This is a genomic window from Geobacillus thermocatenulatus, assembly GCF_002217655.1.
GTDB lineage: Bacteria > Bacillota > Bacilli > Bacillales > Anoxybacillaceae > Geobacillus > Geobacillus thermocatenulatus.
Genome location: NZ_NEWK01000001.1, coordinates 1,319,898 through 1,343,274 on the forward strand (window position 1 = coordinate 1,319,898; position 23,377 = coordinate 1,343,274).

The 23,377-nt window shown below is 51.8% G+C and carries 25 protein-coding genes and 1 pseudogene; 24 read left to right on the plus strand and 2 right to left on the minus strand.

Annotated features, from left to right (window positions below; all coding sequences use genetic code 11):
• Positions 1–93: 93 nt before the first annotated feature.
• The 24 genes from B9L19_RS06690 to B9L19_RS06805 all read left to right on the plus strand — a co-directional run bounded on the left by B9L19_RS06690 (position 94) and on the right by B9L19_RS06805 (position 21,894).
• Entirely contained in the window at positions 94–657 is a 564-nt protein-coding gene (locus B9L19_RS06690; RefSeq protein WP_025948574.1) for an NUDIX hydrolase, read from the plus strand.
• The gene (locus tag B9L19_RS06695) at positions 647–1,837 is read left to right on the plus strand and encodes an endonuclease Q family protein (RefSeq protein ID WP_047752857.1); all 1,191 of its coding nucleotides are present in this window, start codon (positions 647–649) and stop codon (positions 1,835–1,837) included. Before B9L19_RS06690 ends, B9L19_RS06695 begins: the two co-directional genes overlap by 11 nt.
• Before the next feature lie 224 nt (positions 1,838–2,061).
• Positions 2,062–2,727: a stage II sporulation protein M gene (gene spoIIM / locus B9L19_RS06700; protein WP_025948572.1), complete on the plus strand. Its 666-nt coding sequence runs from the start codon at positions 2,062–2,064 to the stop codon at positions 2,725–2,727.
• 97 nt (positions 2,728–2,824) lie between these two features.
• The gene (gene fur, locus B9L19_RS06705) at positions 2,825–3,277 is read left to right on the plus strand and encodes a ferric iron uptake transcriptional regulator (RefSeq protein WP_025948571.1); all 453 of its coding nucleotides are present in this window, start codon (positions 2,825–2,827) and stop codon (positions 3,275–3,277) included.
• Between the two features lie 100 nt (positions 3,278–3,377).
• Positions 3,378–3,590 (plus strand): YqzK family protein, encoded by a 213-nt coding sequence (locus tag B9L19_RS06710; RefSeq protein WP_011231798.1) that lies wholly within the window; start codon positions 3,378–3,380, stop codon positions 3,588–3,590.
• A gap of 6 nt (positions 3,591–3,596) precedes the next feature.
• Positions 3,597–4,493: a site-specific tyrosine recombinase XerD gene (gene xerD, locus B9L19_RS06715; protein WP_025948570.1), complete on the plus strand. Its 897-nt coding sequence runs from the start codon at positions 3,597–3,599 to the stop codon at positions 4,491–4,493.
• A gap of 132 nt (positions 4,494–4,625) precedes the next feature.
• A complete protein-coding gene (deoB, locus tag B9L19_RS06720; protein WP_033023933.1) occupies positions 4,626–5,813 on the plus strand; it encodes a phosphopentomutase in 1,188 nt (395 codons plus the stop codon).
• A gap of 23 nt (positions 5,814–5,836) precedes the next feature.
• Entirely contained in the window at positions 5,837–6,664 is an 828-nt protein-coding gene (locus B9L19_RS06725) for a purine-nucleoside phosphorylase (protein ID WP_047752858.1), read from the plus strand.
• Between the two features lie 14 nt (positions 6,665–6,678).
• Positions 6,679–7,980: a pyrimidine-nucleoside phosphorylase gene (locus B9L19_RS06730; RefSeq protein WP_025948567.1), complete on the plus strand. Its 1,302-nt coding sequence runs from the start codon at positions 6,679–6,681 to the stop codon at positions 7,978–7,980.
• A 165-nt stretch (positions 7,981–8,145) separates the two neighbouring features.
• Positions 8,146–9,321, plus strand: a complete 1,176-nt coding sequence (locus tag B9L19_RS06735) for a D-alanyl-D-alanine carboxypeptidase family protein (RefSeq protein ID WP_025948566.1) — start codon at positions 8,146–8,148, stop codon at positions 9,319–9,321.
• A 125-nt stretch (positions 9,322–9,446) separates the two neighbouring features.
• Positions 9,447–9,797 (plus strand): anti-sigma F factor antagonist, encoded by a 351-nt coding sequence (gene spoIIAA, locus B9L19_RS06740; RefSeq protein WP_025948565.1) that lies wholly within the window; start codon positions 9,447–9,449, stop codon positions 9,795–9,797.
• Positions 9,798–10,238: an anti-sigma F factor gene (spoIIAB, locus tag B9L19_RS06745; RefSeq protein WP_011231791.1), complete on the plus strand. Its 441-nt coding sequence runs from the start codon at positions 9,798–9,800 to the stop codon at positions 10,236–10,238.
• A gap of 13 nt (positions 10,239–10,251) precedes the next feature.
• The gene (sigF, locus tag B9L19_RS06750; protein ID WP_014196263.1) at positions 10,252–11,004 is read left to right on the plus strand and encodes an RNA polymerase sporulation sigma factor SigF; all 753 of its coding nucleotides are present in this window, start codon (positions 10,252–10,254) and stop codon (positions 11,002–11,004) included.
• Between the two features lie 270 nt (positions 11,005–11,274).
• Positions 11,275–11,898, plus strand: a complete 624-nt coding sequence (locus tag B9L19_RS06755) for a stage V sporulation protein AA (protein WP_025948564.1) — start codon at positions 11,275–11,277, stop codon at positions 11,896–11,898.
• A complete protein-coding gene (locus B9L19_RS06760; RefSeq protein ID WP_025948563.1) occupies positions 11,885–12,316 on the plus strand; it encodes a stage V sporulation protein AB in 432 nt (143 codons plus the stop codon). The genes B9L19_RS06755 and B9L19_RS06760 overlap by 14 nt, the downstream gene beginning before the upstream one ends.
• A 17-nt stretch (positions 12,317–12,333) precedes the next feature.
• Positions 12,334–12,762 carry a SpoVA/SpoVAEb family sporulation membrane protein gene (locus tag B9L19_RS06765; protein WP_013144836.1) on the plus strand — a complete coding sequence of 143 codons (429 nt, stop codon included), beginning with the start codon at positions 12,334–12,336 and terminating at the stop codon, positions 12,760–12,762.
• An 18-nt stretch (positions 12,763–12,780) separates the two neighbouring features.
• A complete protein-coding gene (gene spoVAD, locus B9L19_RS06770; protein WP_011231786.1) occupies positions 12,781–13,809 on the plus strand; it encodes a stage V sporulation protein AD in 1,029 nt (342 codons plus the stop codon).
• A gap of 39 nt (positions 13,810–13,848) precedes the next feature.
• A complete protein-coding gene (locus B9L19_RS06775; RefSeq protein WP_012820684.1) occupies positions 13,849–14,199 on the plus strand; it encodes a SpoVA/SpoVAEb family sporulation membrane protein in 351 nt (116 codons plus the stop codon).
• Positions 14,200–14,204: 5 nt separating this feature from the next.
• Positions 14,205–14,816 (plus strand): stage V sporulation protein SpoVABEA, encoded by a 612-nt coding sequence (gene spoVAEA / locus B9L19_RS06780; RefSeq protein ID WP_021322462.1) that lies wholly within the window; start codon positions 14,205–14,207, stop codon positions 14,814–14,816.
• The gene (locus B9L19_RS06785) at positions 14,764–16,242 is read left to right on the plus strand and encodes a spore germination protein (RefSeq protein WP_011231783.1); all 1,479 of its coding nucleotides are present in this window, start codon (positions 14,764–14,766) and stop codon (positions 16,240–16,242) included. Before spoVAEA ends, B9L19_RS06785 begins: the two co-directional genes overlap by 53 nt.
• Positions 16,243–16,555: 313 nt before the next feature.
• On the plus strand, positions 16,556–17,875 hold the full coding sequence (gene lysA, locus B9L19_RS06790) for a diaminopimelate decarboxylase (RefSeq protein WP_014196257.1): 1,320 nt from the start codon (positions 16,556–16,558) through the stop codon (positions 17,873–17,875).
• 226 nt (positions 17,876–18,101) lie between these two features.
• A complete protein-coding gene (locus tag B9L19_RS06795; protein ID WP_014196256.1) occupies positions 18,102–18,470 on the plus strand; it encodes an ArsR/SmtB family transcription factor in 369 nt (122 codons plus the stop codon).
• Positions 18,463–20,601 carry a heavy metal translocating P-type ATPase gene (locus B9L19_RS06800; protein WP_014196255.1) on the plus strand — a complete coding sequence of 713 codons (2,139 nt, stop codon included), beginning with the start codon at positions 18,463–18,465 and terminating at the stop codon, positions 20,599–20,601. Before B9L19_RS06795 ends, B9L19_RS06800 begins: the two co-directional genes overlap by 8 nt.
• Before the next feature lie 162 nt (positions 20,602–20,763).
• Positions 20,764–21,894, plus strand: coding sequence for an ISL3 family transposase (locus B9L19_RS06805; RefSeq protein WP_014196254.1), 1,131 nt, complete (start codon positions 20,764–20,766; stop codon positions 21,892–21,894).
• Here B9L19_RS06805 and B9L19_RS19300 read toward each other — a convergent pair.
• Positions 21,889–22,101: pseudogene (locus B9L19_RS19300) on the minus strand (IS110 family transposase); the annotation flags it as partial. The gene B9L19_RS06805 and the pseudogene B9L19_RS19300 sit on opposite strands and share 6 nt — an antisense overlap.
• A 60-nt stretch (positions 22,102–22,161) precedes the next feature.
• Positions 22,162–23,349 (minus strand): IS701 family transposase, encoded by a 1,188-nt coding sequence (locus tag B9L19_RS06810; RefSeq protein ID WP_033845081.1) that lies wholly within the window; start codon positions 23,347–23,349, stop codon positions 22,162–22,164.
• Positions 23,350–23,377 lie beyond the last annotated feature (28 nt).

Sequence of the window (23,377 nt, forward strand, 5' to 3'; positions counted from 1 at the left end):
TGATGATATGTTCATTGTACAACGGAAGCGAAAAAATGGCCAAACATGTAGTACAATGGAAAAGAGTCCATCAATCGATAGGGGAGAAGAAGAATGGAGAAGTTGTATGAAAAAACCGTCCGCAAAGAGAAATTGTTCAGCGGCCGCATCATTGACTTGTATATCGAGGAAGTCGAGTTGCCAAATGGGAAAACGAGCCGGCGCGAGGTGATCAAGCACCCGGGGGCGGTGGCGGTGCTGCCGCTGTTGCCGGATGGGAAAATCGTTCTTGTCCGCCAGTATCGAAAAGCGCTGGAGCGCGCATTAGTCGAGATTCCGGCGGGCAAGCTAGAACAAGGAGAGGAGCCGCTCGCTTCCGCCCGCCGCGAGCTTGAAGAGGAAACAGGCTACCGCGCCCAATCGATGCGCCATCTCATTTCTTTTTATACATCACCTGGATTTGCTGACGAGCTCATCCATTTGTACGTCGCTGAAGGGCTTGAAAAAGTTGAAGATGGGGCCGGCCTGGATGAGGACGAGTTTGTCGAATTGCTGGAAGTGACATTGGAGGAGGCGCTTCATATGCTTCAACAACGTGACATTTACGACGCGAAAACGGCATACGCCTTGCAATATTTGCAGCTGCGCCGCGCGCTGGGGGAGCAAAATGCCGAATAAAAAAAACGAGCGCGGCCTCGGCCGTTATTACGCTGATTTACATATTCACATCGGCCGCACCGCCTCGGGCCGCCCGGTGAAAATTACTGGGGCGCGGACGTTGACGCTTGAGAACATCTTGCATGAGGCGGCGGAGGTGAAAGGGATCGACCTCGTCGGTGTCATTGACAGCCATGTACCCGAAGTGCTGGACGAGCTCGAGCGGGCAATGGAGAAGCACGGTTGGCGCGAACATGAGGGGGGCGGCGTCAGCGCCGGAAAGGCGACGCTTTTGTTAGGCAGTGAAATCGAAGTATATGACGACCATTGCCATGGACCGATCCACGTGCTCGTTTTTTTGCCGACTGTGCAGACGATGCGCACGTTTTCCGGCTGGCTTGGCAAACGGGTAAAGAACGTGTCGCTCAGTTCACAGCGCATTTACGTGTCCGGCCGTGAGCTACAAGCTGCCGCGAAAGAGCAGGGCGGCTGGTTTATCCCCGCGCATGCGTTCACTCCATTTAAAAGCTTGTACGGAAAAGGGGTCAAACGCAGCTTAACGGAGGTGTTCGACCCAGATTGGATTGACGCCATTGAACTTGGGTTAAGCGCCGACACGGCGATGGCGGACCAAATCGCCGAATTGCATCGCTACCCGTACTTGACGAATTCCGATGCCCATTCGCTGCGGAAAATCGCCCGCGAATATGAAGAAGTGCGGCTTTCCGCCCCGACGTTTGCCGAATTTGAAAAAGCGCTGCGCGGTGAAGACGGGCGCGCGATTGTCGCCAACTATGGTTTAAATCCCAAACTAGGAAAATATCACCGGACAGTGTGCGAGCGCTGCCTTGCGCCGGCTGCACCGGACGTCGACAGCTGTGCGGCATGCGGCCATCATCGCTTCGTGAAAGGCGTGTTTGACCGGCTGGCAGAGTTGAAAACGGCGGACCGCGGACCGAAACGGCCGCCGTACATTTATCAAGTGCCGCTTGAATTCATCCCCGGCCTTGGTCCAAAAGCGTATGAAAAGCTGCTCGCCCGTTTTGGCACGGAAATGCACGTTCTTCATGAGGCGGCGGAGGAAGAGATCGCGGAGACGGTGGGAGAAAAATTGGCCCGGCTGATCGTCCTTGCCCGTAGCGGTGCGCTCCATATCGAGGCTGGGGGCGGTGGGAGATACGGGAAAGTGCGGGAGGGGTAACCACTCGGGCAGCGCTCCTGCCGTTCATCATCATGCCGTGCGTGCTGCTTGGCCCAGCCCAGCCATGCGCCAATGGACCGAGGCGGCGTGCCGCCTGTGGAGTTGGCCACACGTCGGTGTTGAGCTGCTTTTTCATTCCATCATCAGCCTTTTCGAAAAACAGTCATACCGAAAGCGGATGGACATACAATCTACTAAGAGACAAAGTAGGAGGACGAAGCACAATGAGAACCCATCCGCTCAAATCAGCTGTCGCTGTCCATTGGCGTGAACATGCTTCGCTGTATGTGTTTGTCATCGTCCTGTTTCTCATGGGCGTCATTTTCGGCGCCATTGTCGTCAACAGCCTTGGTTTCAGTCAAAAGCAAGACTTGTACTATTACTTGACGCAATTTTTTGGACAAGTGTCAAAAGACAATATCGCAAGCGCCCATGATATGTTTCGGCAAAGCTATATGCACAACGTCAAATATACCGCGCTGATGTGGGTGCTTGGCATTTCTGTCATTGGCTTGCCGATCATTCTTGTTTTGCTGTTTTTCAAAGGCGTCGTCGTCGGCTTTACGGTTGGCTTTTTAGTCAACCAAATGGGTTGGCGCGGGTTTCTTTTGTCGTTTGTGTCCATCATGCCGCAAAATTTGGTGGCCATTCCACTCATGATCGTCATGGGCGTCATTTCGATTTCGTTTTCCTTGCACATGGTGCGCAACCAGTTTATGAAGCGGCCGCATGGATCGATGTTTCCGATGGTGATGCGCTATGCGGCAGCGATGGCGGCGGTCGCCCTTGGGCTGCTTCTTTCCTCGGCGGTGGAGGCGTATCTTTCGCCGGCCTTGATGAAACAGGCGGTTCAATGGACAATGAGTTTCATCATAATCAATATTATATAGTAACCATTATCATTTCTTCATAATAGTGATTTTACTTTGATACTTCCCTCGCGCATTTGTTATAATGAGGGGTGAATGGCGAGGGAGGAATGAAAACATGGAAGATCGTGTGGAACGAATCAAGAAGCAGCTGCATTCGGCGGGCTACAAGCTGACGCCGCAGCGGGAAGCGACGGTAAGAGTTCTGCTTGAACATGAAGAAGACCATTTAAGCGCGGAAGACGTCTACCTCCTCGTGAAAGAAAAATCCCCGGAAATCGGGTTGGCGACCGTTTATCGGACGCTCGAGCTGTTAACCGAGCTGAAAATTGTCGATAAAATCAATTTCGGGGACGGGGTGTCGCGCTATGACCTCCGCAAGGAAGGAGCGGCCCATTTCCACCACCACCTCATCTGCTTGGAATGCGGATCGGTGGCGGAAATTCAAGAAGATTTGCTTGAGGATGTCGAAGCGATTGTTGAGGAGAAATGGAAATTTCAAATTAAAGACCATCGTTTGACGTTCCACGGCATTTGTCACCGTTGCCAGCAAAAGCATGAAGAAAAATAAAAACCTTTTCCAGCGGGAAAGGTTTTTTGCGTATAAACAACCAAACAAATGGCATATCCTCATACTAGCAAGCTGACAAGCAGCTGATAGGGAGGATGCCATGAAAACCGTTTGGCAAATGGTGAAAGTGTTTCTTTTATTTACGGGATGCACCATTTTATTTTATTATAGTCTTGTATGGTTTAACCGCGAGTACGAGTATTACCACCGATACGATGAGCCGAAGGGATCGGCGGTCAAAGTATCGGCGGCGGAAAGTGCGCCGCCAAGTTGGCTCGACCGGCTGTTATTTTTTTATCGCGATGGGGAGTAGAGAGCGTTGGAATACGAGTTGAAAGATTTTCTGCATTATTTGACGGTGGAGCGGAATTTGGCGCACAATACGATCGTTTCTTATGAACGCGATTTGAAAAAATATGTCCGCTATTTGCGCCAAGTCGAGCAGCTTCAGGCGTGGGGCGAAGTGGAGCGCCTCCATATTCTCCATTTTTTAAAGTTTTTAAGCGAACAAGGGCAATCAGCAAGGACGATCGCCCGTCATTTGGCGTCGATCCGTTCGTTTCATCAGTTTTTGCTAAGGGAGAAAATCGCGGCGCAAGACCCGACCGTCCATATCGAAACGCCGCAGTTTGAACGGACGCTGCCGAAAGTGCTGTCGGTCGAGGAAGTCGAGGCGCTGCTTGCAGCGCCGCAAGTGAGCACACCGTTTGGGCTGCGCGACAAGGCGATGCTGGAGCTGTTGTATGCAACGGGCATGCGCGTCAGTGAGCTTGTGCAGCTCAACTTAAGCGATGTGCATTTGACGATGGGGTTTGTCCGCTGCTATGGAAAAGGGCGGAAAGAGCGGATCGTGCCGATCGGGCGCATGGCGATTGAAGCGCTTGCCCACTATTTGGAGCACGGGCGCCCGCAGCTTGTCAATCCGCGGCGGCGGGCAACGGAGGCGCTGTTTTTGAACCATTATGGCCAGCGGTTGACACGGCAAGGGTTTTGGAAAATTTTAAAGCGGCTCGCGAAAGAAGCCGGCATCGAAAAAGAATTGACGCCGCATACGCTTCGGCATTCGTTTGCGACGCATCTGCTTGAGAACGGAGCCGATTTGCGCGCTGTGCAAGAGTTGCTTGGGCATGCTGACATTTCGACGACGCAAATGTATACGCATGTGACGAAAACGCGCCTGAAAGACGTGTACAAACAGTACCACCCGCGCGCCTAGCAGCTGCTGTATGCTAGGCGCTTGTCTGTCGTTTTGGTTGTCAGACTTCTGACCAATTGGCCATAGGCGTGTTTTCGCGAAAATACGGGAACGATAGAAAGAGACTCCATTTTTCATTGCAGGCAGGGGGGAATGAATGTGAAAGCGACATACCGGCGCGTCTTTTTGATTGTGATGGATTCAGTCGGCATCGGCGAGGCGCCGGATGCCGAGAAATACAACGACAAAGGAGCGGATACGCTCGGCCATATCGCTGAGCATCGCGGCGGCCTCTATATGCCGAACATGGCGAAGCTCGGCCTAAGCCATATTCGTGAGATCAAAGGGGTGCCGAAAGTCGATCGACCGCTCGCGTACTATACAAAAATGAAGGAAGCATCGGCTGGAAAAGATACGATGACAGGCCATTGGGAGCTGATGGGCCTTCGCATCGACAAGCCGTTCCGCGTCTTTCCGAACGGGTTCCCAGATGAATTGATCGCTGAGCTCGAGCGGCGCACCGGCCGGAACGTGATCGGCAACAAACCGGCGAGCGGAACAGCGATCATCGAAGAGCTTGGCGAAGAGCATATGAAAACAGGGGCCATCATCGTCTATACATCAGCCGACTCCGTCTTGCAAATCGCCGCCCATGAACAAGTTGTGCCGCTTGATGAATTGTACCGCATTTGCGAAATCGCCCGCGAATTGACGCGCGACGAGCCGTATATGGTCGGGCGCGTCATTGCCCGACCGTTCATCGGCACACCCGGCCATTTTGAGCGAACCGCCAACCGGCACGACTATGCGCTTAAGCCGTTTGGCAAAACGGTGATGAATGAATTGAAAGACGCCGGTTATGAAGTGATTGCCATCGGGAAGATCGCCGATATTTACGACAATGAAGGAGTTACCCAGTCGTTGCGAACGACATCCAATATGGACGGAATGGATAAGCTCGTCGACACGCTCGGCATGGACTTTACCGGGTTGAGTTTCGTCAATCTCGTCGATTTTGACGCTAAATACGGCCATCGCCGCGACCCAAAAGGTTACGGCGATGCGCTCGAAGAGTTTGACGCCCGGCTTGCCGATGTGTTGCCGCGCTTGACAGCGGACGACTTGCTTATCATCACCGCTGACCATGGCAACGACCCGATTCACCATGGAACCGACCATACGCGCGAATATGTGCCGCTTTTGGTGTACAGCCCGCGATTTCGCGGCGGCAAGCCGCTCCCAGTCCGCGAGACGTTTGCCGATGTCGGCGCAACGATTGCGGATAACTTTCAAGTCAACCGGCCGCCGCACGGAACAAGCTTTTTGGCTGATTTGGACTAATGTTGGATGAGGGGGAAAAGAGGATGGATCGACAAGCGATTGAAAAAGCTGCTCGTCATTTGCGTCCATTGATGCCCACACCTCCTAAAATCGGCCTCATTCTCGGATCCGGGCTTGGCGTGCTCGCGGATGAAATTGAAGAGGCGGTTCGCATTCCGTATGAAGAGATTCCCGGATTTCCAGTGTCGACCGTTGAAGGACACGCCGGCCGGCTCGTATATGGGCGGCTTGAGGGGGCGAGTGTTGTCGCCATGCAAGGGCGGCTTCATTATTATGAAGGGTATTCGCTTCAGGAAGTGACGTTTCCCGTCCGGGTGATGAAGGCGCTTGGCGTCCGCGAATTGATCGTGACAAACGCTGCAGGCGGCATCAATGAATGGTTCCAGCCCGGCGATTTCATGATCATTTCCGACCATATCAACCTGCTCGGCACAAATCCGCTCATTGGTCCGAACGATCCGGAGCTTGGTCCACGCTTTCCGGACATGACGGAAGCGTACAGCCGGCGGCTGCGCGAGCTCGCCAAGGAAACGGCGGCGAGACTTGGCGTTCGCGTGCATGAAGGAGTATATGTCTCCAATACGGGGCCGTCGTACGAAACGCCGGCGGAAATCCGCATGATTCGTACGCTCGGCGGCGATGCGGTCGGCATGTCGACCGTCCCGGAAGTGATCGTCGCCCGCCACGGCGGCATTGAAGTGCTTGGCATTTCGTGCATTTCGAATATGGCGGCAGGGATGTCGGATGCTCCGCTTCACCATGATGAAGTGGTTGAAACGGCCGAGCGGGTGAAGACGGATTTTTTGCGGTTTGTGAAAGCGATTGTCGCTGAAATGGCGAAATCAAAATGAAAAAGGTGATCGCGATGCGAATGGTCGATTTGATTGCGAAAAAGCGCGACGGAAAGGCGCTGACGAAGGAAGAAATTGAGTGGATCATCCGCGGGTATACAGCCGGAGACATTCCCGATTACCAAATGAGTGCGCTCACGATGGCCATTTATTTCCGCGGCATGACCGAGGAAGAAACGGCCGCCCTGACGATGGCGATGGTGCACTCCGGCGAAATGCTCGATTTGTCGAGTATTCGCGGCGTGAAAGTCGATAAGCACTCGACCGGCGGCGTCGGCGATACCACGACACTTGTGTTAGGGCCGCTGGTCGCTTCTGTCGGCGTGCCGGTGGCGAAAATGTCTGGGCGCGGCCTCGGCCATACGGGCGGCACGATCGACAAACTCGAGTCCGTGCCCGGGTTTCATGTCGAGATCAGCAAAGACGAGTTCGTTCGACTCGTGAATGAACATAATATCGCCATTATCGGCCAAACGGGCGATTTGACACCGGCTGACAAAAAGCTATATGCGCTTCGCGATGTGACGGCAACCGTCAACAGCATTCCGCTCATCGCCTCGTCGATCATGAGCAAAAAAATCGCCGCTGGGGCGGATGCCATCGTCTTGGATGTGAAAACGGGCGCCGGAGCGTTTATGAAGGAACTTGACGAGGCGCGCCGGCTCGCGCGGGCGATGGTCGACATTGGCAAGCGCGTCGGCCGCCGGACGATGGCGGTCATTTCTGACATGAGCCAGCCGCTCGGCTATGCCGTCGGCAACGCCTTGGAAGTGAAAGAGGCCATCGAAACGTTAAAAGGAGACGGTCCACACGATTTAACCGAACTTTGTTTGACGCTCGGCAGCCATATGGTCTATTTGGCAGAGAAGGCCCCATCGCTTGATGAGGCGCGCCGTTTGCTTGAAAAGGCAATTCGCAGCGGGGCCGCCATCGCAGCGTTCAAAACGTTTTTGGCCGCTCAAGGGGGAGATGCATCGGTCGTCGACGATCTCGACAAATTGCCAAAGGCGGCCTATACGTCGACCGTCACGGCGGCTGCCGACGGCTATGTCGCCGAGATGGCCGCCGATGACATCGGCACGGCCGCCATGTGGCTCGGCGCCGGCCGGGCGAAAAAAGAAGACGCGATCGATTTGGCGGTCGGCATTGTGCTCCAGAAAAAAATCGGCGATCGCGTGCAGAAAGGGGAAGCGCTCGCCACGATTCACAGCAACCGGCCAGATGTGCTTGACGTGAAAGAAAAGATCGAGGCGGCTATTCGTCTGTCGCCGCAGCCGGTTGCTCGACCGCCGCTCATTTATGAGACCATCGTATAGAGAGGGACGCTGGCGATCCGCAAGGAAGAAAGCAGTTGTTCAAGAAGAAGACGCCTGAAACGCGTGTTTCGGGCGTTTTTTTATTTTTTGGAAAATGAGCTGTTTTTTGTATAAAAATATCTCACCTGGAAAAAATGGCATGTATAAAGAATGGAGGTTTGGGAGATGAAAACGACAGTCACTCGTCTTCTTTTCTTGCCGTTTCTTCTTTTTCTTCCTCTTTCTGCCCATGCCGAGGCGAAAGAGATGAAGGAGGCGAACGTGAAGCTCGCCGATGAGGCGAAATCAGCCATTTTGATTGAACGCGACACCGGGAAAGTATTGTATGAAAAAAATGCCCATGAACCATTGCCGCCGGCGAGCATGACGAAAATTATGACGATGCTGCTAGTCATGGAAGCCATCGATGAAGGAAAGCTGTCCTACGATGAAAAAGTGCGGGCGAGCGAATACGCCGCGTCAATGGGTGGATCGCAAATTTTCCTCGAGCCGGGCGAGGAAATGACCGTTGATGAGCTGCTGCGCGGCATTGCCATCGGTTCGGCCAATGACGCCTCGGTTGCTATGGCGGAGCGCATTGCCGGGTCGGAAGAAGCATTTGTCGAGATGATGAATGAAAAAGCGAAACAGCTCGGCTTAAAAAACACCCATTTCGCCAATGCGACCGGCCTGCCAGCGGAACATCACTACAGCAGCGCTTATGATATGGCCATGATGGCGCGCGAACTGTTGAAATATGAGGATATTACGAAATATACGAGCAAATACGAAGACTATTTGCGCGAGAATACGGACAAAACGTTTTGGCTCGTCAATACGAACCGGCTTGTCAAATTTTATCCGGGCGTTGACGGCCTGAAAACCGGATATACAGCTGAAGCAAAATATTGTTTGACCGCCACAGCGAAAAAGAACGGCATGCGCGTCATCGCTGTTGTGTTTGGAGCGCCGACGCCAAAATCGCGCAATGCGCAAATTACGAAGATGCTCGATTACGCGTTTTCCCAATATCGAACTCACCCGGTGTACAAACGGAATGAAACTGTCGCCCGCGTCAACATAAGCAAAGGCAAACGGTCATCCGTCGAAGCGGTGACGTCGGAGCCGGTGTCGGTGCTGACGAAAAAAGGGCAGTCGGTCGAGCAGATCGAAAAAGTGATCAAAGTGAAAGACAATGTGAAAGCACCCGTTCGCAAAGGTGATGAGCTTGGCGTCCTCATTTTAAAACAGGATGGAAAAGAAATGTTGCACAGCCCGATCGTCGCCAAGCAAACGGTCGAAGAAGCGAGCTTTTGGGACTTGTTTAAGCGGGTGTTTGGCCGCTTCGTGCAGGCGGGATAATGTCAAGTTTTGCAGTCTTTTCGCTCTCTTTGGCGAACGACCACTAGTTTTGTCGGGCGGCAGGATTTCGGGCGGACAGCAGCGAAATGTCTCCATATCCTGAAATGGACAAGGGGGAACACGCTGTGAGTCTCGCGATCGACTTGGAAGTGAAGCAAGACGTGCTCATCGTTCGCCTGTCTGGGGAGCTTGACCATCATACAGCCGAAGAATTGCGTGAACAAGTGACGGATGTGCTCGAAAACCGAGCGGTCCGCCACATCGTGCTCAATTTAGGACAATTGACGTTCATGGACAGCTCTGGCCTCGGCGTCATTCTCGGACGCTATAAACAAATCAAAAACGTCGGCGGGCAGATGGTCGTATGCGCCGTATCGCCGGCCGTCAAACGGCTGTTTGACATGTCGGGTCTGTTTAAAATCATCCGCGTTGAGGCGGATGAGCAATTCGCCTTACAAGCATTGGGGGTGGCGTAAATGCGCAACGAAATGCACCTCCAATTTTCTGCCCGCAGCGAAAATGAATCGTTTGCCCGTGTGACCGTCGCGGCGTTCGTTGCCCAGCTTGACCCGACGATGGACGAACTGACGGAAATTAAAACGGTTGTCTCTGAGGCGGTGACAAACGCGATCATTCACGGCTACAACAACGATCCGAACGGCATCGTCTCCATTTCGGTCATCATTGAAGACGGTGTCGTCCATTTGACGGTGAGAGACGAAGGAGTCGGCATTCCTGACATCGAAGAAGCACGCCAGCCGTTGTTTACGACAAAGCCCGAGCTCGAGCGGTCAGGGATGGGCTTTACCATTATGGAAAACTTCATGGACGAAGTCATCGTCGAATCGGAAGTGAACAAAGGGACGACGGTGTATTTGAAAAAGCATATTGCGAAAAGCAAAGCGTTATGTAACTGAGGGAGACATGCCTATGGATGTCGATGTCAAGCAAGATCAGTCGCCAATCAAAGATCAGGAGATGAAAGAGCTGATCCGCCGCAGCCAAGAAGGCGATCAAGAAGCGCGTGATGAAATTATTGAAAAAAACATGCGCCTCGTCTGGTCGGTCGTTCAACGTTTTTTAAACCGAGGCTATGAAGCGGACGACTTGTTTCAAATCGGCTGCATCGGCTTGTTAAAGTCGGTCGACAAGTTTGACCTGTCGTATGACGTCAAGTTTTCGACGTACGCCGTGCCGATGATCATTGGGGAGATTCAGCGGTTTCTTCGCGACGACGGCACCGTCAAAGTGAGTCGTTCGCTGAAAGAGATGGGCAATAAAATCCGCAAAGCGAAAGACGAGCTGTCGAAAACGCGCGGGCGGGCGCCGACGGTTACGGAAATCGCCGACCATTTAGGCATTTCCCCTGAGGAAGTCGTTCTCGCCCAAGAGGCCGTCCGCTCGCCGACATCGATTCACGAAACGGTGTACGAAAACGACGGCGATCCGATTACGTTGCTTGATCAAATTGCTGACGCCGACGAGGCGTCATGGTTTGACAAAATCGCCTTAAAAAAAGCGATCGAAGAACTCGACGAGCGCGAGAGGCTGATCGTCTATTTGCGCTATTACAAAGACCAAACCCAGTCCGAAGTGGCATCGAGGCTCGGCATCTCTCAAGTGCAAGTATCCCGGCTGGAAAAGAAAATATTGCAGCACATAAAGGACAAAATGGACGGATAGTCCATTTTGTCCGCACGGAGTGGGCAACAAAATGGACGGATGTCAATTCATCGGCGGTGAACCATGAATCGCATCCGTCTTTTGGTGTGTAAGCGCATCTTGGAACGCTTTTTCCGGAGCAAGCAACAAAAGTCTAAAAAAGAATGGGCATTTTTTGCCCATTCTTTTCTATTTTTATGAAATCGATGGTGAACGCCGACAGGCCGCATGATCGGTGTTTTTGCCAACCAAACTAAAGAAAAACAAAATGGGGACAAAGGTGTGAAGCAAATGGCCAACACCGTATTTATCAAGCCGCGCCATCGCGTGCAAGTCAAGCCGGGGGCGGTGGTGACGCTCGGGCAGGCGGCCCAAATCGCTGCGCCGGATGGTGGGCTCATTCGGCGGTTGAAGACGATTCCGCTCTATCGCATCCAGCCCAGCGATAAAAATATCGTCATCATCGATATGATGCAAATGATCAGAGCTGTGTTTGATGTGGATTCCTCGCTTGATGTGCAGATGATCGGCCCATCGCAGACGATCATTGAAGTCGTCTATGAAAAACGGAACGTTTCGACCGCTTCCTTCGTTCTCGTTTGGCTTCTTTTGTTCGTCGGTTCGGCGATGGCGATCATGAACTTTCACGAGGACGTCAGCATGCAACAAGTGCATCGCCATCTGTACGAAATGATGACCGGCCAAGCGGTCGATAAACCGCTGCTTTTGCAAATTCCGTATTCGCTTGGGCTCGGCATCGGGATGATTTTATTTTTCAACCATTGGTTCCGCAAACGAATCAACGAGGAGCCCAGCCCTCTTGAAGTCGAAATGTTCAACTACCAGCAATCGATCGATCAGTACGTCATTTTGCATGAAAACAAAGAAAGCTTGAGGCCTCTTGACGACGCTTGAGATTTTGCTGGTAGTGTTCGTCGGCTTCGCCGGAGGGTTGGCGGTCGGAACCGGATTTGTCGCTTTTTTGGTCGTGCTTGGAGTCATCCCGCGCCTGACGCAGCTGACGAAAACGCCAAAACGCATTCACGCCTATGAATGGGGGGCTGTAGCCGGGGCCATCGTTGGCGGTTGGATGAGTTTGCGCCATTCGGTTTGGCATTTATCCAAATATTGGCTAGTGCCGATCGGATTGTTTCATGGTGTGTTTATCGGAATGCTCGCTGCCGCTTTAACAGAGGTGTTGAACGTTTGGCCGATTTTAGCGAAGCGGATCGGCGTCGATGATAAAATCGTCATTTTACTTATGGCCATCGCCTTTGGCAAAGTGGCCGGTTCGTTGTTTCATTGGCTTTATTTTGTCGATCACTTTCGCTGACAAAGGGGGAAGGAAACGTGGGATTAAAGTCCGATTATGTCCGCGAGGTGAAGGCGTTTCAGCCTTCTCCCCCATACGCCGCCAATGCGGTAAAAGCGTTTTTTGTCGGTGGGATGTTTTGTGCGTTGGCGCAATGGCTCGCTGATTGGTATGGCGGCACGTTTGCCGCTTCGCCGCTCGAGGCCCATCTGTGGGCGTCTATGGTGATGGCTGGATTGGCGATTGTGCTGACGGCCGTCGGGAAATATGATGATTTCAGCCAATTTGCCGGTGCGGGGGCGACGATGCTCATTACAGGGCTGGCCAATGCGATCGCCAGCGCCGCTATCGAGCATCGCAGCGAAGGATGGACGGCCGGGGTGGCCGGGCAGATGTTGAAAGCCGGTGGGGCAGCGGTCATTTATGGTCTGATTGCCGCCTATGTGCTTGGCCTTGTTTGGCCGTGACGAAAAGAGGGATTGGCCATGAAACGTGTCGGAAAGCAGACATGGGTGTTTGACGATGGTGTTTACATCCAAGCGGCCGCTGCCGCGGTCGGGCCGCTTGAAGCCGACGGGCCGCTCGGAAGTTATTTTGATGTTTGCCATCGCGACTTATATTGCGGCGAAGCGACGTGGGAGCTGGCCGAGCGGAGGCTGATGCGGGAGGCGGTGGACTGCTGCTTGCAAAAGGCGGGCGTCTCTGCCGAAGAAGTCGATCTATTTTTGGCCGGTGATTTGTTAAACCAAAATGCGACATCGAATTATGTCGCCCGCGAGCTGCCGATTCCGTTTTTATGCTTGTTCGGCGCCTGTTCGACCTCGATGCAAACGTTGGCGGCAGCCGCTGCGTTTGTCGCTGGTGGATTGGCTGATCGGGCGCTTGCGGCGACAAGCAGTCATAACGCGACGGCCGAACGGCAGTTTCGCTACCCGACTGAACTGGGGGTGCAAAAGCCGAAAACGGCGACGTTCACCGTCACGGGCGCCGGCGCCGCGCTCGTTGGCCGCGCGCCGGGACGTTGGCGCGTCCGGGCGGCGACGATCGGCAAAGTCGTTGACGCCGGGCTGAAAAACCCACTCGACATGGGGGCGGCGATGGCCCCGGCGGCGGCCGATACGATCGAGCAGCATTTCCGTGACTTAGGCGTCTCGCCGGGCGATTACGATTTGATTGTCACCGGCGACTTGTCGCGCGTCGGCAGCGTCATCGTCCGCGAGTTGCTTGCTGAATCAGGCTACGATGTGACCGACGTTTACAACGATTGCGGGCTGATGATTTACCGGCCAGATCAAAAGGTGTTCGCCGGCGGCAGCGGCTGCGCCTGCTCGGCGGTCGTCACGTACGGGTATTTGCTTCAAGAGCTCGCCCGCGGAACGTTTCGACGCCTGTTTGTCGTCGCTACCGGGGCGCTCTTGAGTCAAACGATGGTGCAGCAAAAACAGTCGATCCCAGCGATCGCTCACGGCGTCGTCATCGAAGCGGCTGGACAGGAGCCGGATTTGCCGCCGTAGGACGTCTTTTATTTGGGAATGATCAGGAGGGAATGTGATATGGAATACGTCCGTGCCTTTCTCGCCGGCGGGCTGCTGTGCGCCATCGTTCAGCTCATCATCGACCGCGGCAAATGGACGCCGGCTGGCGTCGCCGGTTCGCTTGTCGTCTTTGGCGTACTCCTTGGCTTTGGCGGCGTCTATGATCCATTCGTCGCTTGGGCTGGCGCCGGGGCGACGATGCCGCTATGCGGATTTGGGTATTGGTTGGCGAAAGGGGCCATGGCAGAACCGCGGCCGGAGGGATTTGTCGAAACCGGAGCAGCGGTGTTCCGATTTGCCGGCGCCTTGTTCGCTTTTATCGTGGCTGGCTCTTTTGCCGCGGCGCTCACTTGCAAACCGAAAGGGTAGAGATGATGGAAAAACGACGAGTCATTTTAGTAACGGATGGGGACGAGTTCGCCTGCCGGGCGATTGAGCGGGTTGCCGCCGAGATCGGCGGCCGTTGCATTTCTCGCTCGCAAGGCAATCCGACGAAACTGAGCGGTGAACAGTTGGTCGAACTCATTTTGCAAACGCCGCACGATCCAGTGTTTGTCATGTTTGACGATTGCGGCGCCCTCGGGGAGGGGGCCGGAGAGCAGGCGCTTCGCTATGTGGCGGGGCATGAGCAAATTGAGGTGCTCGGGGCGCTGGCGGTTGCCTCCAATACGCACCAGCATGAATGGACAAAAGTGCATGTGAGCATCGACCGTGACGGCGTGATGACCGAATATGGGGTCGATAAAGAAGGCGTCCGGGACCTCGAGATCGGGCGGATCAATGGCGATACCGTCTACTGCCTTGACCGGCTGAACATCCCGCTCATCGTCGGCATCGGCGACATCGGCAAAATGGGATATCGAGACCATGCGAAATACGGAGCGCCGATTACGCGCAAGGCGGTCGAGTTGATTCTCGAAAGGAGTGGTGGCCATGCCGGAAAAAGAAAAGAAACCGAAAGCGCCGATCGCGAAGCGGCTCGTTGACAACGCGAAGTTTTTGCAACAGCGGATCGGCGTCGGGACAAGCTTTGATTTAGGCGTGCGGAAAATCTATGTCCTAAACCGGGAAGTACATATTTACTACTGCAACGGTTTATGCGACACGCAATACATTATCGAATTGTTAAAACAAATTGTGCGCGTCAACGATGATGAACGCCAGGCGTCCCAAGCGTGGCAGATCATCGAAAATCGACTCGTTCATCAGCAAGTCAGTCCGGTGACGAGCCTCGACGAAGCGGTTGACAAGCTGCTGTCGGGCTTGATCATCGTCTTGATTGAAGGCGAATCGACCGGATTTGCTGTCGACGTCCGCAGCTATCCGGGTCGGCAGCCGCAAGAGCCGGATACGGAAAAAGTTGTGCGCGGCGCCCGCGACGGCTACGTCGAGAACATCATTGTCAACACGGCGCTCACCCGCCGCCGCATCCGCGACGAGCGGCTGCGCTTTGAAATTTTGCAAGTCGGCGAGCGGTCAAAAACGGACGTATGCATCGCCTATATTAAAGACGTCGCTGACCCGGGGCTTGTTGAACTCGTCAAGAAAGAGTTGCAGCAAATCAACGTCGATGGACTGACGATGGGCGACAAAACAGTCGAAGAGTTTTTAGTCAAGCAAGGATACAACCCGTACCCGCTCGTCCGTTATACCGAGAGGCCGGATGTAGCAGCGACGCACCTGCTTGAAGGGCACGTGCTCATTATGGTTGATACATCGCCAAGCGTCATCATCACGCCGACAACATTTTTCCACCACGTCCAGCATGCCGAGGAATACCGGCAGTCGCCAGGGGTCGGGACGTTTGTGCGCTGGGTGCGGTTTTTAGGCATTTTGACGTCGTTGTTTTTGCTGCCGCTGTGGGTGCTGTTCGTCCTTGAACCGTCGTTGCTGCCCGAATCGTGGGCGTTTATTGGGCCGAACAAACAAACGAACATCCCGATCATTGTGCAAATTTTGCTCGCTGATTTTGGGATTGAGTTTTTGCGGATGGCAGCCATTCATACCCCGACGCCGCTATCAACCGCGATGGGTTTGATTGCCGCCGTCTTGATCGGACAAATCGCCATCGATGTCGGGCTGTTTGTGCCGGAAGTGATCTTGTACATTTCGGTGGCGGCGATCGGTTCATTTGCGACGCCAAGCTATGAGTTGAGCGTGGCGAATAAGATTTCTCGATTGGCATTGGTCATTCTTGTCGCCTTGTTTAAAGTGCCCGGGCTCGTCATTGGCACGACCGTTTATTTGCTTTGGCTCGCCAGCATCCGCTCGCTTAATACGCCGTACTTATGGCCGTTCATCCCGTTCGATCCAGCGGCATTTATGCAAATTGTCGTCCGCCGTTCGGTTGCCGGAGCGAGAGTGCGCCCGAGCATCGTTCACCCGCAAGACCGGCAAAAACAGCCGTCATGACGCGAACGATCCATTTGGAAGCGGCCGTCTCCACCTATTGGCGGCCGCTTTTTTCGTTTTAGCGCTATTGCAACTTTTTTATAATTATGATAAGTTATATTTAATTGCTTGCACTGATGGTGCTTGCCTCAGTGCTTCGCACGTTTGCACGGACGGAATGGGCATGGCCCAGCGCGGGGTGTGCGGCCTTCCGTTTCAAGGCAGAGCCGATGGCGCTCTGCGGTTTTCCATTTTGTAAAGGCAGTTGCCGATTTTGCAAACTGTCTTTTTTGCTTTTGCCATGCGATTTCGATAGAGGAATGAGGGGTTTGCGATGTTTCTTCACGGGACAAGCCGCGTGAATGAACAAGGGCATTTGGAAATCGGCGGCGTCGATGTGGTCGAGTTGGCCAAAACGTATGGCACGCCGCTTTATATTTATGACGTTGCGTTGATCCGCGCTCGGGCGCGCGCGTTTAAAGAAGCGTTCCAGCGTCACGGCGTGCGGGCGCAAGTCGCGTATGCGAGCAAGGCGTTTTCCGCCGTCGCCATCGTGCAGCTGGCCGCTGAGGAGGGATTGTCGCTTGACGTCGTCTCAGGCGGTGAGCTGTATACGGCGCTTGCGGCCGGTTTTCCGCCTGAGCGCATCCATTTTCATGGCAACAACAAAAGCCGGGACGAATTGGCGATGGCGCTTGAACACGGCATCGGCTGCATCGTTGCCGACAACTTTTACGAACTCGAGCTGATCGAAGAGCTAGCGGCGTCATCCGGTCGGACGGTGCCGGTTTTGCTCCGCGTGACGCCGGGGGTCGAGGCGCATACGCACGATTACATTTTAACCGGGCAAGAAGATTCAAAGTTCGGCTTTGACTTAAACAACGGTCAGGCGGACGAGGCGTTTCGCCGTGTTATGGCATCGGCCGCGTTTCAGCTGCTCGGCGTTCATTGCCATATCGGCTCGCAAATTTTTGAAACAGCTGGGTTTGTGCTCGCGGCGCAAAAAGTGTTTGCCAAGCTGGCGGAGTGGAACAAGGAGCACGGATTTGTCCCAGCGGTTGTCAATCTTGGCGGCGGCTTTGGCATCCGCTATACGGAGGAAGACGACCCGATTCCGGTGACAGCGTACGTCGACTGCATCGTGGAAGAGGTGAAAAGGCAGGCCGAAGCTTGCCGCTTGCCGTTGCCGGAAATTTGGATCGAGCCGGGGCGGTCGCTCGTGGGTGATGCGGGAACGACGATTTATACGATCGGTTCGCGCAAAGAGGTGCCCAACGTCCGCACCTATATTGCCGTTGACGGCGGCATGAGCGACAACATCCGCCCGGCGCTTTACGGAGCGAAATACGAAGCCGCGCTCGCCAACCGGGTGTTCGGCGAGCCGACGGAAGTCGTATCGATCGCCGGGAAGTGTTGCGAGTCAGGCGACATGCTCATTTGGGACATCGCCCTGCCGGAAGCGAAGCCGGGCGATTATTTGGCCGTTTTTTGCACCGGCGCTTACGGCTATTCCATGGCGAACAATTACAACCGTCTGCCGCGCCCAGCCGTTGTGTTCGTTGAAAACGGCGACGCCCAGCTCGTTGTGAAACGGGAGACATATGAAGATTTGATCCAATATGATTTGCCTTTGAAAACGAAAGTGAAAAAGTGAAGGCCGCCGGTTGGAAAGAGAACGGCCTTCACAAAGAAAAGGCGCCCGCTGCTTTTTTTTCTGTGAAAATAATGAATCCATGAGCGGTTATTTTCATGCTTGGGTGGCGAGTAAAAGCTTACTCATGGATGTTTTTTGTTTTTAATTCAAATAAATATTTGAATAATAAAAGAAATGGGGTATAATATATTCGAACGGAAATTTGAATATGAAAGGGGGATAATGAATGAGTAAGAAAGATACATGTGAAATTTATTGTTATGACGAAGAAAAAGTCAATCGAATACAAGGGGAATTGCAAAAAGAAGATATATCCAGTGTTGTCCTGTTGTTTAAAGCACTGGCAGATGAAAATAGGGCAAAAATTGTCTATTCACTTTGCCAAGATGAAGAGTTATGTGTATGTGATATTGCTAATATCATCGGGGCTTCTGTTGCAACAACTTCCCATCATTTACGCACCCTTTATAAACAAGGGATTGTAAAGTATCGAAAAGAAGGAAAGCTAGCATTTTATTCGCTGGATGATGACCATATTAAGCAGTTAATCATGATTGCGTTAGTACATGAGAAAGAGGTGAAAGTCCGTGTCTGAACAACAAGCAAAATTATCTAAATCAGAAGCGAAAACCTACCGTGTTCAAGGATTTACTTGTGCAAACTGTGCGGCAAAGTTTGAAAATAATGTAAAATCATTGCCAGGTGTTCAAGATGCTAAAGTAAACTTTGGAGCATCTAAAATTACCGTTTGGGGTACAACAACCATCGAAGAATTAGAAAAAGCAGGAGCTTTTGAAAACTTAAAGGTTCGGGAAGATAAAGAAAAATCAGTCAAGCGTGAACCTTTTTGGAAGCAAAAAGAGAACATTAAAGTGTATATTTCCGCCGTTTTGCTTGTGATCAGTTGGTTTTTAGGGAAGCAATACGGAGAAGAGCATATCTTTGCGACAATTGGATATGCTGCAGCAATTTTAATCGGTGGATATTCGTTATTTATAAAAGGTTTCAAAAACCTAGTTCGATTGAATTTTGATATGAATACGCTGATGACAGTGGCGATTTTAGGAGCTGCAGCGATTGGTGAATGGGGAGAAGGTGCAACGGTTGTTATTCTATTCGCCATTAGCGAAGCCTTAGAGCGTTATTCCATGGATAAAGCTCGTCAATCCATTGAATCGTTGATGGATATTGCTCCAAAAGAAGCATTAATTCGTCGCGGAAATGAAGAAATGATGGTCCCTGTTGACGATATTCAAGTCGGAGATATTATGATCGTAAAGCCTGGTCAGAAATTAGCGATGGATGGAATCGTCATCAAGGGTACATCTACGCTAAATCAGGCTGCCATTACGGGAGAAAGTGTTCCAGTAACCAAAACAGTCGGTGATGAAGTCTTTGCAGGAACATTGAATGAAGAAGGGTTATTGGAAGTAAAAGTGACAAAACGAGTGGAAGATACAACTCTTTCGAAAATCATCCATTTAGTGGAAGAAGCTCAAGCAGAACGAGCACCTTCTCAAGCGTTTGTAGATCGTTTTGCCAAATACTATACACCAGCCATTATCATTTTTGCTCTTTTACTAGCCGTTATTCCTCCATTATTTATGGGTGCTGATTGGAGCGAATGGATTTATCGAGGTCTAGCTGTATTAGTGGTTGGTTGTCCGTGTGCGTTGGTTATTTCCACGCCTGTTTCGATTGTAACTGCCATTGGAAATGCAGCGAAAAACGGTGTGTTAATTAAAGGTGGTATTTATTTAGAGGAAGCAGGATCTCTAAAAGTCATCGCTTTTGATAAAACAGGAACATTAACAAAAGGTGTTCCTTCCGTCACCGATGTGGTCACTTATAATGGCGATGAAAATGAACTAATGACCATTACAGCAGCCATTGAAAAAGGCTCACAACATCCACTTGCTTCCGCCATTATAAGAAAAGCAGAAGAAGATGGATTGAATTTTAATGATGTATCGGTTGAAGAATTCCAATCCATTACAGGTAAAGGGGTCAAAGCCAAAGTAAACAACGAAATGTATTATGTCGGAAGTCCAGGTCTTTTTGAGGAACTTCTTCCAAATGGCATCCAATCAGAAATAAAAGAACAAATTACAACCCTTCAAACACAAGGGAAAACGGTCATGGTATTAGGGACGGAAAAAGAAATTCTGGCGTTAATTGCCGTGGCAGACGAAATAAGAGAATCATCCAAAGAGGTTATTCGAAAACTTCATCAAGTCGGTATTGAAAAAACGGTAATGTTGACAGGGGATAACCAAAGAACAGCCGAAGCCATCGGAAAACAAGTCGGCGTTTCCGATATTAAAGCCGATTTACTTCCAGAAGATAAACTGAATTTCATCAAAGAGCTTCGTGACAAGCATCAAAGCGTGGCGATGGTTGGAGATGGTGTGAACGATGCACCAGCTCTTGCAGCTTCAACCGTTGGTGTGGCAATGGGTGGTGCTGGAACCGATACAGCCCTAGAAACAGCCGATATTGCCTTAATGTCTGATGATTTAAGCAAATTGCCATATACGATTAAATTGAGCCGCAAAGCTTTAGCGATTATTAAGCAAAACATTACTTTCTCTTTAGGGATTAAGGCATTGTCATTACTGTTAATTGTGCCTGGTTGGTTAACGCTATGGTTAGCGGTATTTGCCGATATGGGAGCAACATTAATCGTAACATTAAACAGCATGCGATTGCTAAAAGTCAAAGAATAGGCTCTTCACCACAAGTTGTACTTGATCATTTAAGGTAGGTGTGCATAGAGGGTACAAAAAATGCGAATTTTCCTGTATGGTAAAGGTGACCAAACCAAACCATGGAGGGAAATTCGCATGTACTCTCAGTTTATCAAAGAACTCATCGATTGACCAGATGTTTTGATTCAAAAGGTGCGAAAAGAAGGGGAACGTTGGATTTTCGAACTTTCTCTACCCGAACAATGCCCGTTATGTCCTGTCTGCTTGAAGCGCACGATCAAAATGACAGACAAAAAGAAGCAATGGATGCATGGCTATGCTCAGCGAATCGGAATTTTTTGGATCGAACTTCCTGTCGAGCGCAGACGTTGTAGCACGTGTGGCGTGACGTTCAGCACGTCGTATCCAGCCATCTCTCCTCGAAGTGTGGCGACGGATGCTTTTCAGCGATGGGTCGCGCAATCTTGCATCGGAACATCCATTCAGGCGGTGGCTCGTATGCTCAAGCTTCCTTACACGACCGTTGAACGATGGTTTTATACCCATGCCCCTTCCTTCCTATCGAATGACGTCCAACCAAAGGCGGTTTGTGTCGATGAGTTTGCTTTTCGAAAAGGGCACGACTATGGAGTGGCGATCATGGATGCCGAAACGGGAGAAGTGTATGCCATGGAAGCAGGAAAGAACGAGGAAGCCATTGGGCGTGCATTGGCTCATGTATCTCGTTCCGTTCAGTATGTCGTGAGTGACTTGGCTCCAGCGATGAAAAAAGCGATTCAACGGGTTTGCCCAGAGGCGACACATGTCGTCGACTATTTCCATGTCATTCAGCTGTTTACCGATGCTTTAGAACGTTGTCGCAAATATTTGGGCAAAGGAGGCAAGAAACACGGAAATGTTCGTTACGTTTGCCGTTTATTGAGCCAATGCCCAGAGAAATTGACGGAGGAAGAACGTCAAATCATACGAGAATGGTGTAATGAAAGCGATTACTTAAAGTCTGTTTACCAATCGCTCCAACATGTTCGCTATGTGTTCAAAAGCAAAGATGAGCAACAGGCGAAACGACGCTTGAAGGCTTGGATTCATCGGTATTTGTTTTGTCCTTGTTCCGTTGTTCGTGCCATCGCAAAATCACTCGTCAAACGAACAGACGAAATGATATCGTGCATTTTATCCCATTATTCGAATGGGAAGATGGAGGGAACGAATAACAAGATCAAGCTGATGAAACGTCGGGGATACGGATACCGAAATATCCAGCGTTTTGCACTGCGGGTTCGGCTGGAAACAGCTAACATACTTTCATGACAGGTGCAAGTACATCTTTTGGTGATGAACCTCTTTTCGGGAAAGCATGCAGTAAATGGTGACAAGCATTCGGTGCGCGATCGCAACGAGTGCTTTTTTCTTTCCCCGGCGAGCCGCCAATGACCAAAATTTCGCCGCCAACGGTTGATTCCTGCATCGGGATAACGCCCATGCCGCCTCGCATAACGCGGATTTAATATGAGGACTGTAGATGAGCATTTTTCATTACAATAATTTCCATGGTTAGAGAGACAAACAGGGTCCCCCTTACGCGATACGGAGCTGTTTTTTGATCACATCAATGGGAATATCTTGCTTCGCGGCGTTATAAATGAACTCGACGACACTGTGGTCTTTCCGCGACCGAAGAAGCTCCAGCCCGGCGGAAAGGGTTTGTCGGGATTCGGCGATGCTGTACACGCAGGCCAAGAGCACCACCGCCCAATACCGTTTCACCGCCCGAATGTGGCGGACCCGGTATCCATCCAGCTTCAATTGGTCTTTTGCCTGCCGGAAAAAGCACTCGATCGTCCAACGCTGAGCATAGTAACGCAAGATGTCTTCGTCCCCGAGCTCCCGATCGGTGCTCAAGACGACATGGAGATGTTCCGGCGTCAGCGGCTGATCCGCCTTCCAAGCCAGCAGCACCACCGCATCATCGAGGCCATGGATGGCCCCCTCATAGCGATACACGCAATAACGCTCCTGACCCACCGTGACGAGGTGGGTGTCTTGGGGCTCGATATAGCGAGCAAACTGCTTGGCTTGGACGGCGACGCCATTCGGATAAAGAATCCGGTTCGTCTTGAGCATGGCGATGACATGGAATCCCTTTTTCAGACAGGCTTCGATGAGCGTTTGGGACGGATACCACGAATCCATGAGCACATACACCGGCTGAGCCCGCTTCACCTTGAGCGAGGAAAGCATCTCGATCGCCAAGTCGATTTTGCTCCTTCCCGCCGCCTTGTCATACAGACGAAACGCGAACGGAAACGCTTGCGTGAAGGTGTGCACCATCAGCCAAACGAGCGAATGCCCCCAAACCGATTGATGATCTTTGTGCGAGTAGTGCCAATCACACCCTTGAATGGCGTGTGCAGCCCGTGACGAAGGCTTCGTTTTTTGGCAAATCGTATCATCAATCGAGACAAAAAGAGGCTGATTCTTTCGCTCGACCAGGGGCTCGATTCGGCGGAGGATCCACTCTTGAAGCTTCCCAAGCAGCCTTTCCTCATCCCAAGGGCTTTTCGTGAAAAAGTGACTGAGCGTCGTTCGATGATTCGGATGAAAGCTCCAGTGATGAATATCGGTCAATGTTCCCGAGAATCCCTTGGTGGTCAAGGCATCGACGATATGAATGAGATGCTTGATGACCGGTTTGGAAAGCTGCAGCGTTAACCCCAAAGTGAAGAAAAACTTGTGGATTCCTTGGTGATGTGCTAATCTATTCATGAGACATGAACCTCCTTGTGTGAATGGG

Coding starts and splice junctions, on each gene's coding strand:
- sigF (WP_014196263.1), top strand. CDS start 10,252: ATGGATGTCGATGTCAAGCAAGATCAGTCGCCAATCAAAGATCAGGAG.
- deoB (WP_033023933.1), top strand. CDS start 4,626: ATGAATGTGAAAGCGACATACCGGCGCGTCTTTTTGATTGTGATGGAT.
- B9L19_RS06695 (WP_047752857.1), top strand. CDS start 647: ATGCCGAATAAAAAAAACGAGCGCGGCCTCGGCCGTTATTACGCTGAT.
- B9L19_RS06730 (WP_025948567.1), top strand. CDS start 6,679: ATGCGAATGGTCGATTTGATTGCGAAAAAGCGCGACGGAAAGGCGCTG.
- spoIIAB (WP_011231791.1), top strand. CDS start 9,798: ATGCGCAACGAAATGCACCTCCAATTTTCTGCCCGCAGCGAAAATGAA.
- fur (WP_025948571.1), top strand. CDS start 2,825: ATGGAAGATCGTGTGGAACGAATCAAGAAGCAGCTGCATTCGGCGGGC.
- B9L19_RS06690 (WP_025948574.1), top strand. CDS start 94: ATGGAGAAGTTGTATGAAAAAACCGTCCGCAAAGAGAAATTGTTCAGC.
- B9L19_RS06795 (WP_014196256.1), top strand. CDS start 18,102: ATGAGTAAGAAAGATACATGTGAAATTTATTGTTATGACGAAGAAAAA.
- spoVAD (WP_011231786.1), top strand. CDS start 12,781: ATGAAACGTGTCGGAAAGCAGACATGGGTGTTTGACGATGGTGTTTAC.
- spoVAEA (WP_021322462.1), top strand. CDS start 14,205: ATGGAAAAACGACGAGTCATTTTAGTAACGGATGGGGACGAGTTCGCC.
- B9L19_RS06725 (WP_047752858.1), top strand. CDS start 5,837: ATGGATCGACAAGCGATTGAAAAAGCTGCTCGTCATTTGCGTCCATTG.
- B9L19_RS06785 (WP_011231783.1), top strand. CDS start 14,764: ATGCCGGAAAAAGAAAAGAAACCGAAAGCGCCGATCGCGAAGCGGCTC.
- B9L19_RS06755 (WP_025948564.1), top strand. CDS start 11,275: ATGGCCAACACCGTATTTATCAAGCCGCGCCATCGCGTGCAAGTCAAG.
- B9L19_RS06710 (WP_011231798.1), top strand. CDS start 3,378: ATGAAAACCGTTTGGCAAATGGTGAAAGTGTTTCTTTTATTTACGGGA.
- B9L19_RS06775 (WP_012820684.1), top strand. CDS start 13,849: ATGGAATACGTCCGTGCCTTTCTCGCCGGCGGGCTGCTGTGCGCCATC.
- B9L19_RS06810 (WP_033845081.1), bottom strand. CDS start 23,349: ATGAATAGATTAGCACATCACCAAGGAATCCACAAGTTTTTCTTCACT.
- lysA (WP_014196257.1), top strand. CDS start 16,556: ATGTTTCTTCACGGGACAAGCCGCGTGAATGAACAAGGGCATTTGGAA.
- spoIIM (WP_025948572.1), top strand. CDS start 2,062: ATGAGAACCCATCCGCTCAAATCAGCTGTCGCTGTCCATTGGCGTGAA.
- B9L19_RS06735 (WP_025948566.1), top strand. CDS start 8,146: ATGAAAACGACAGTCACTCGTCTTCTTTTCTTGCCGTTTCTTCTTTTT.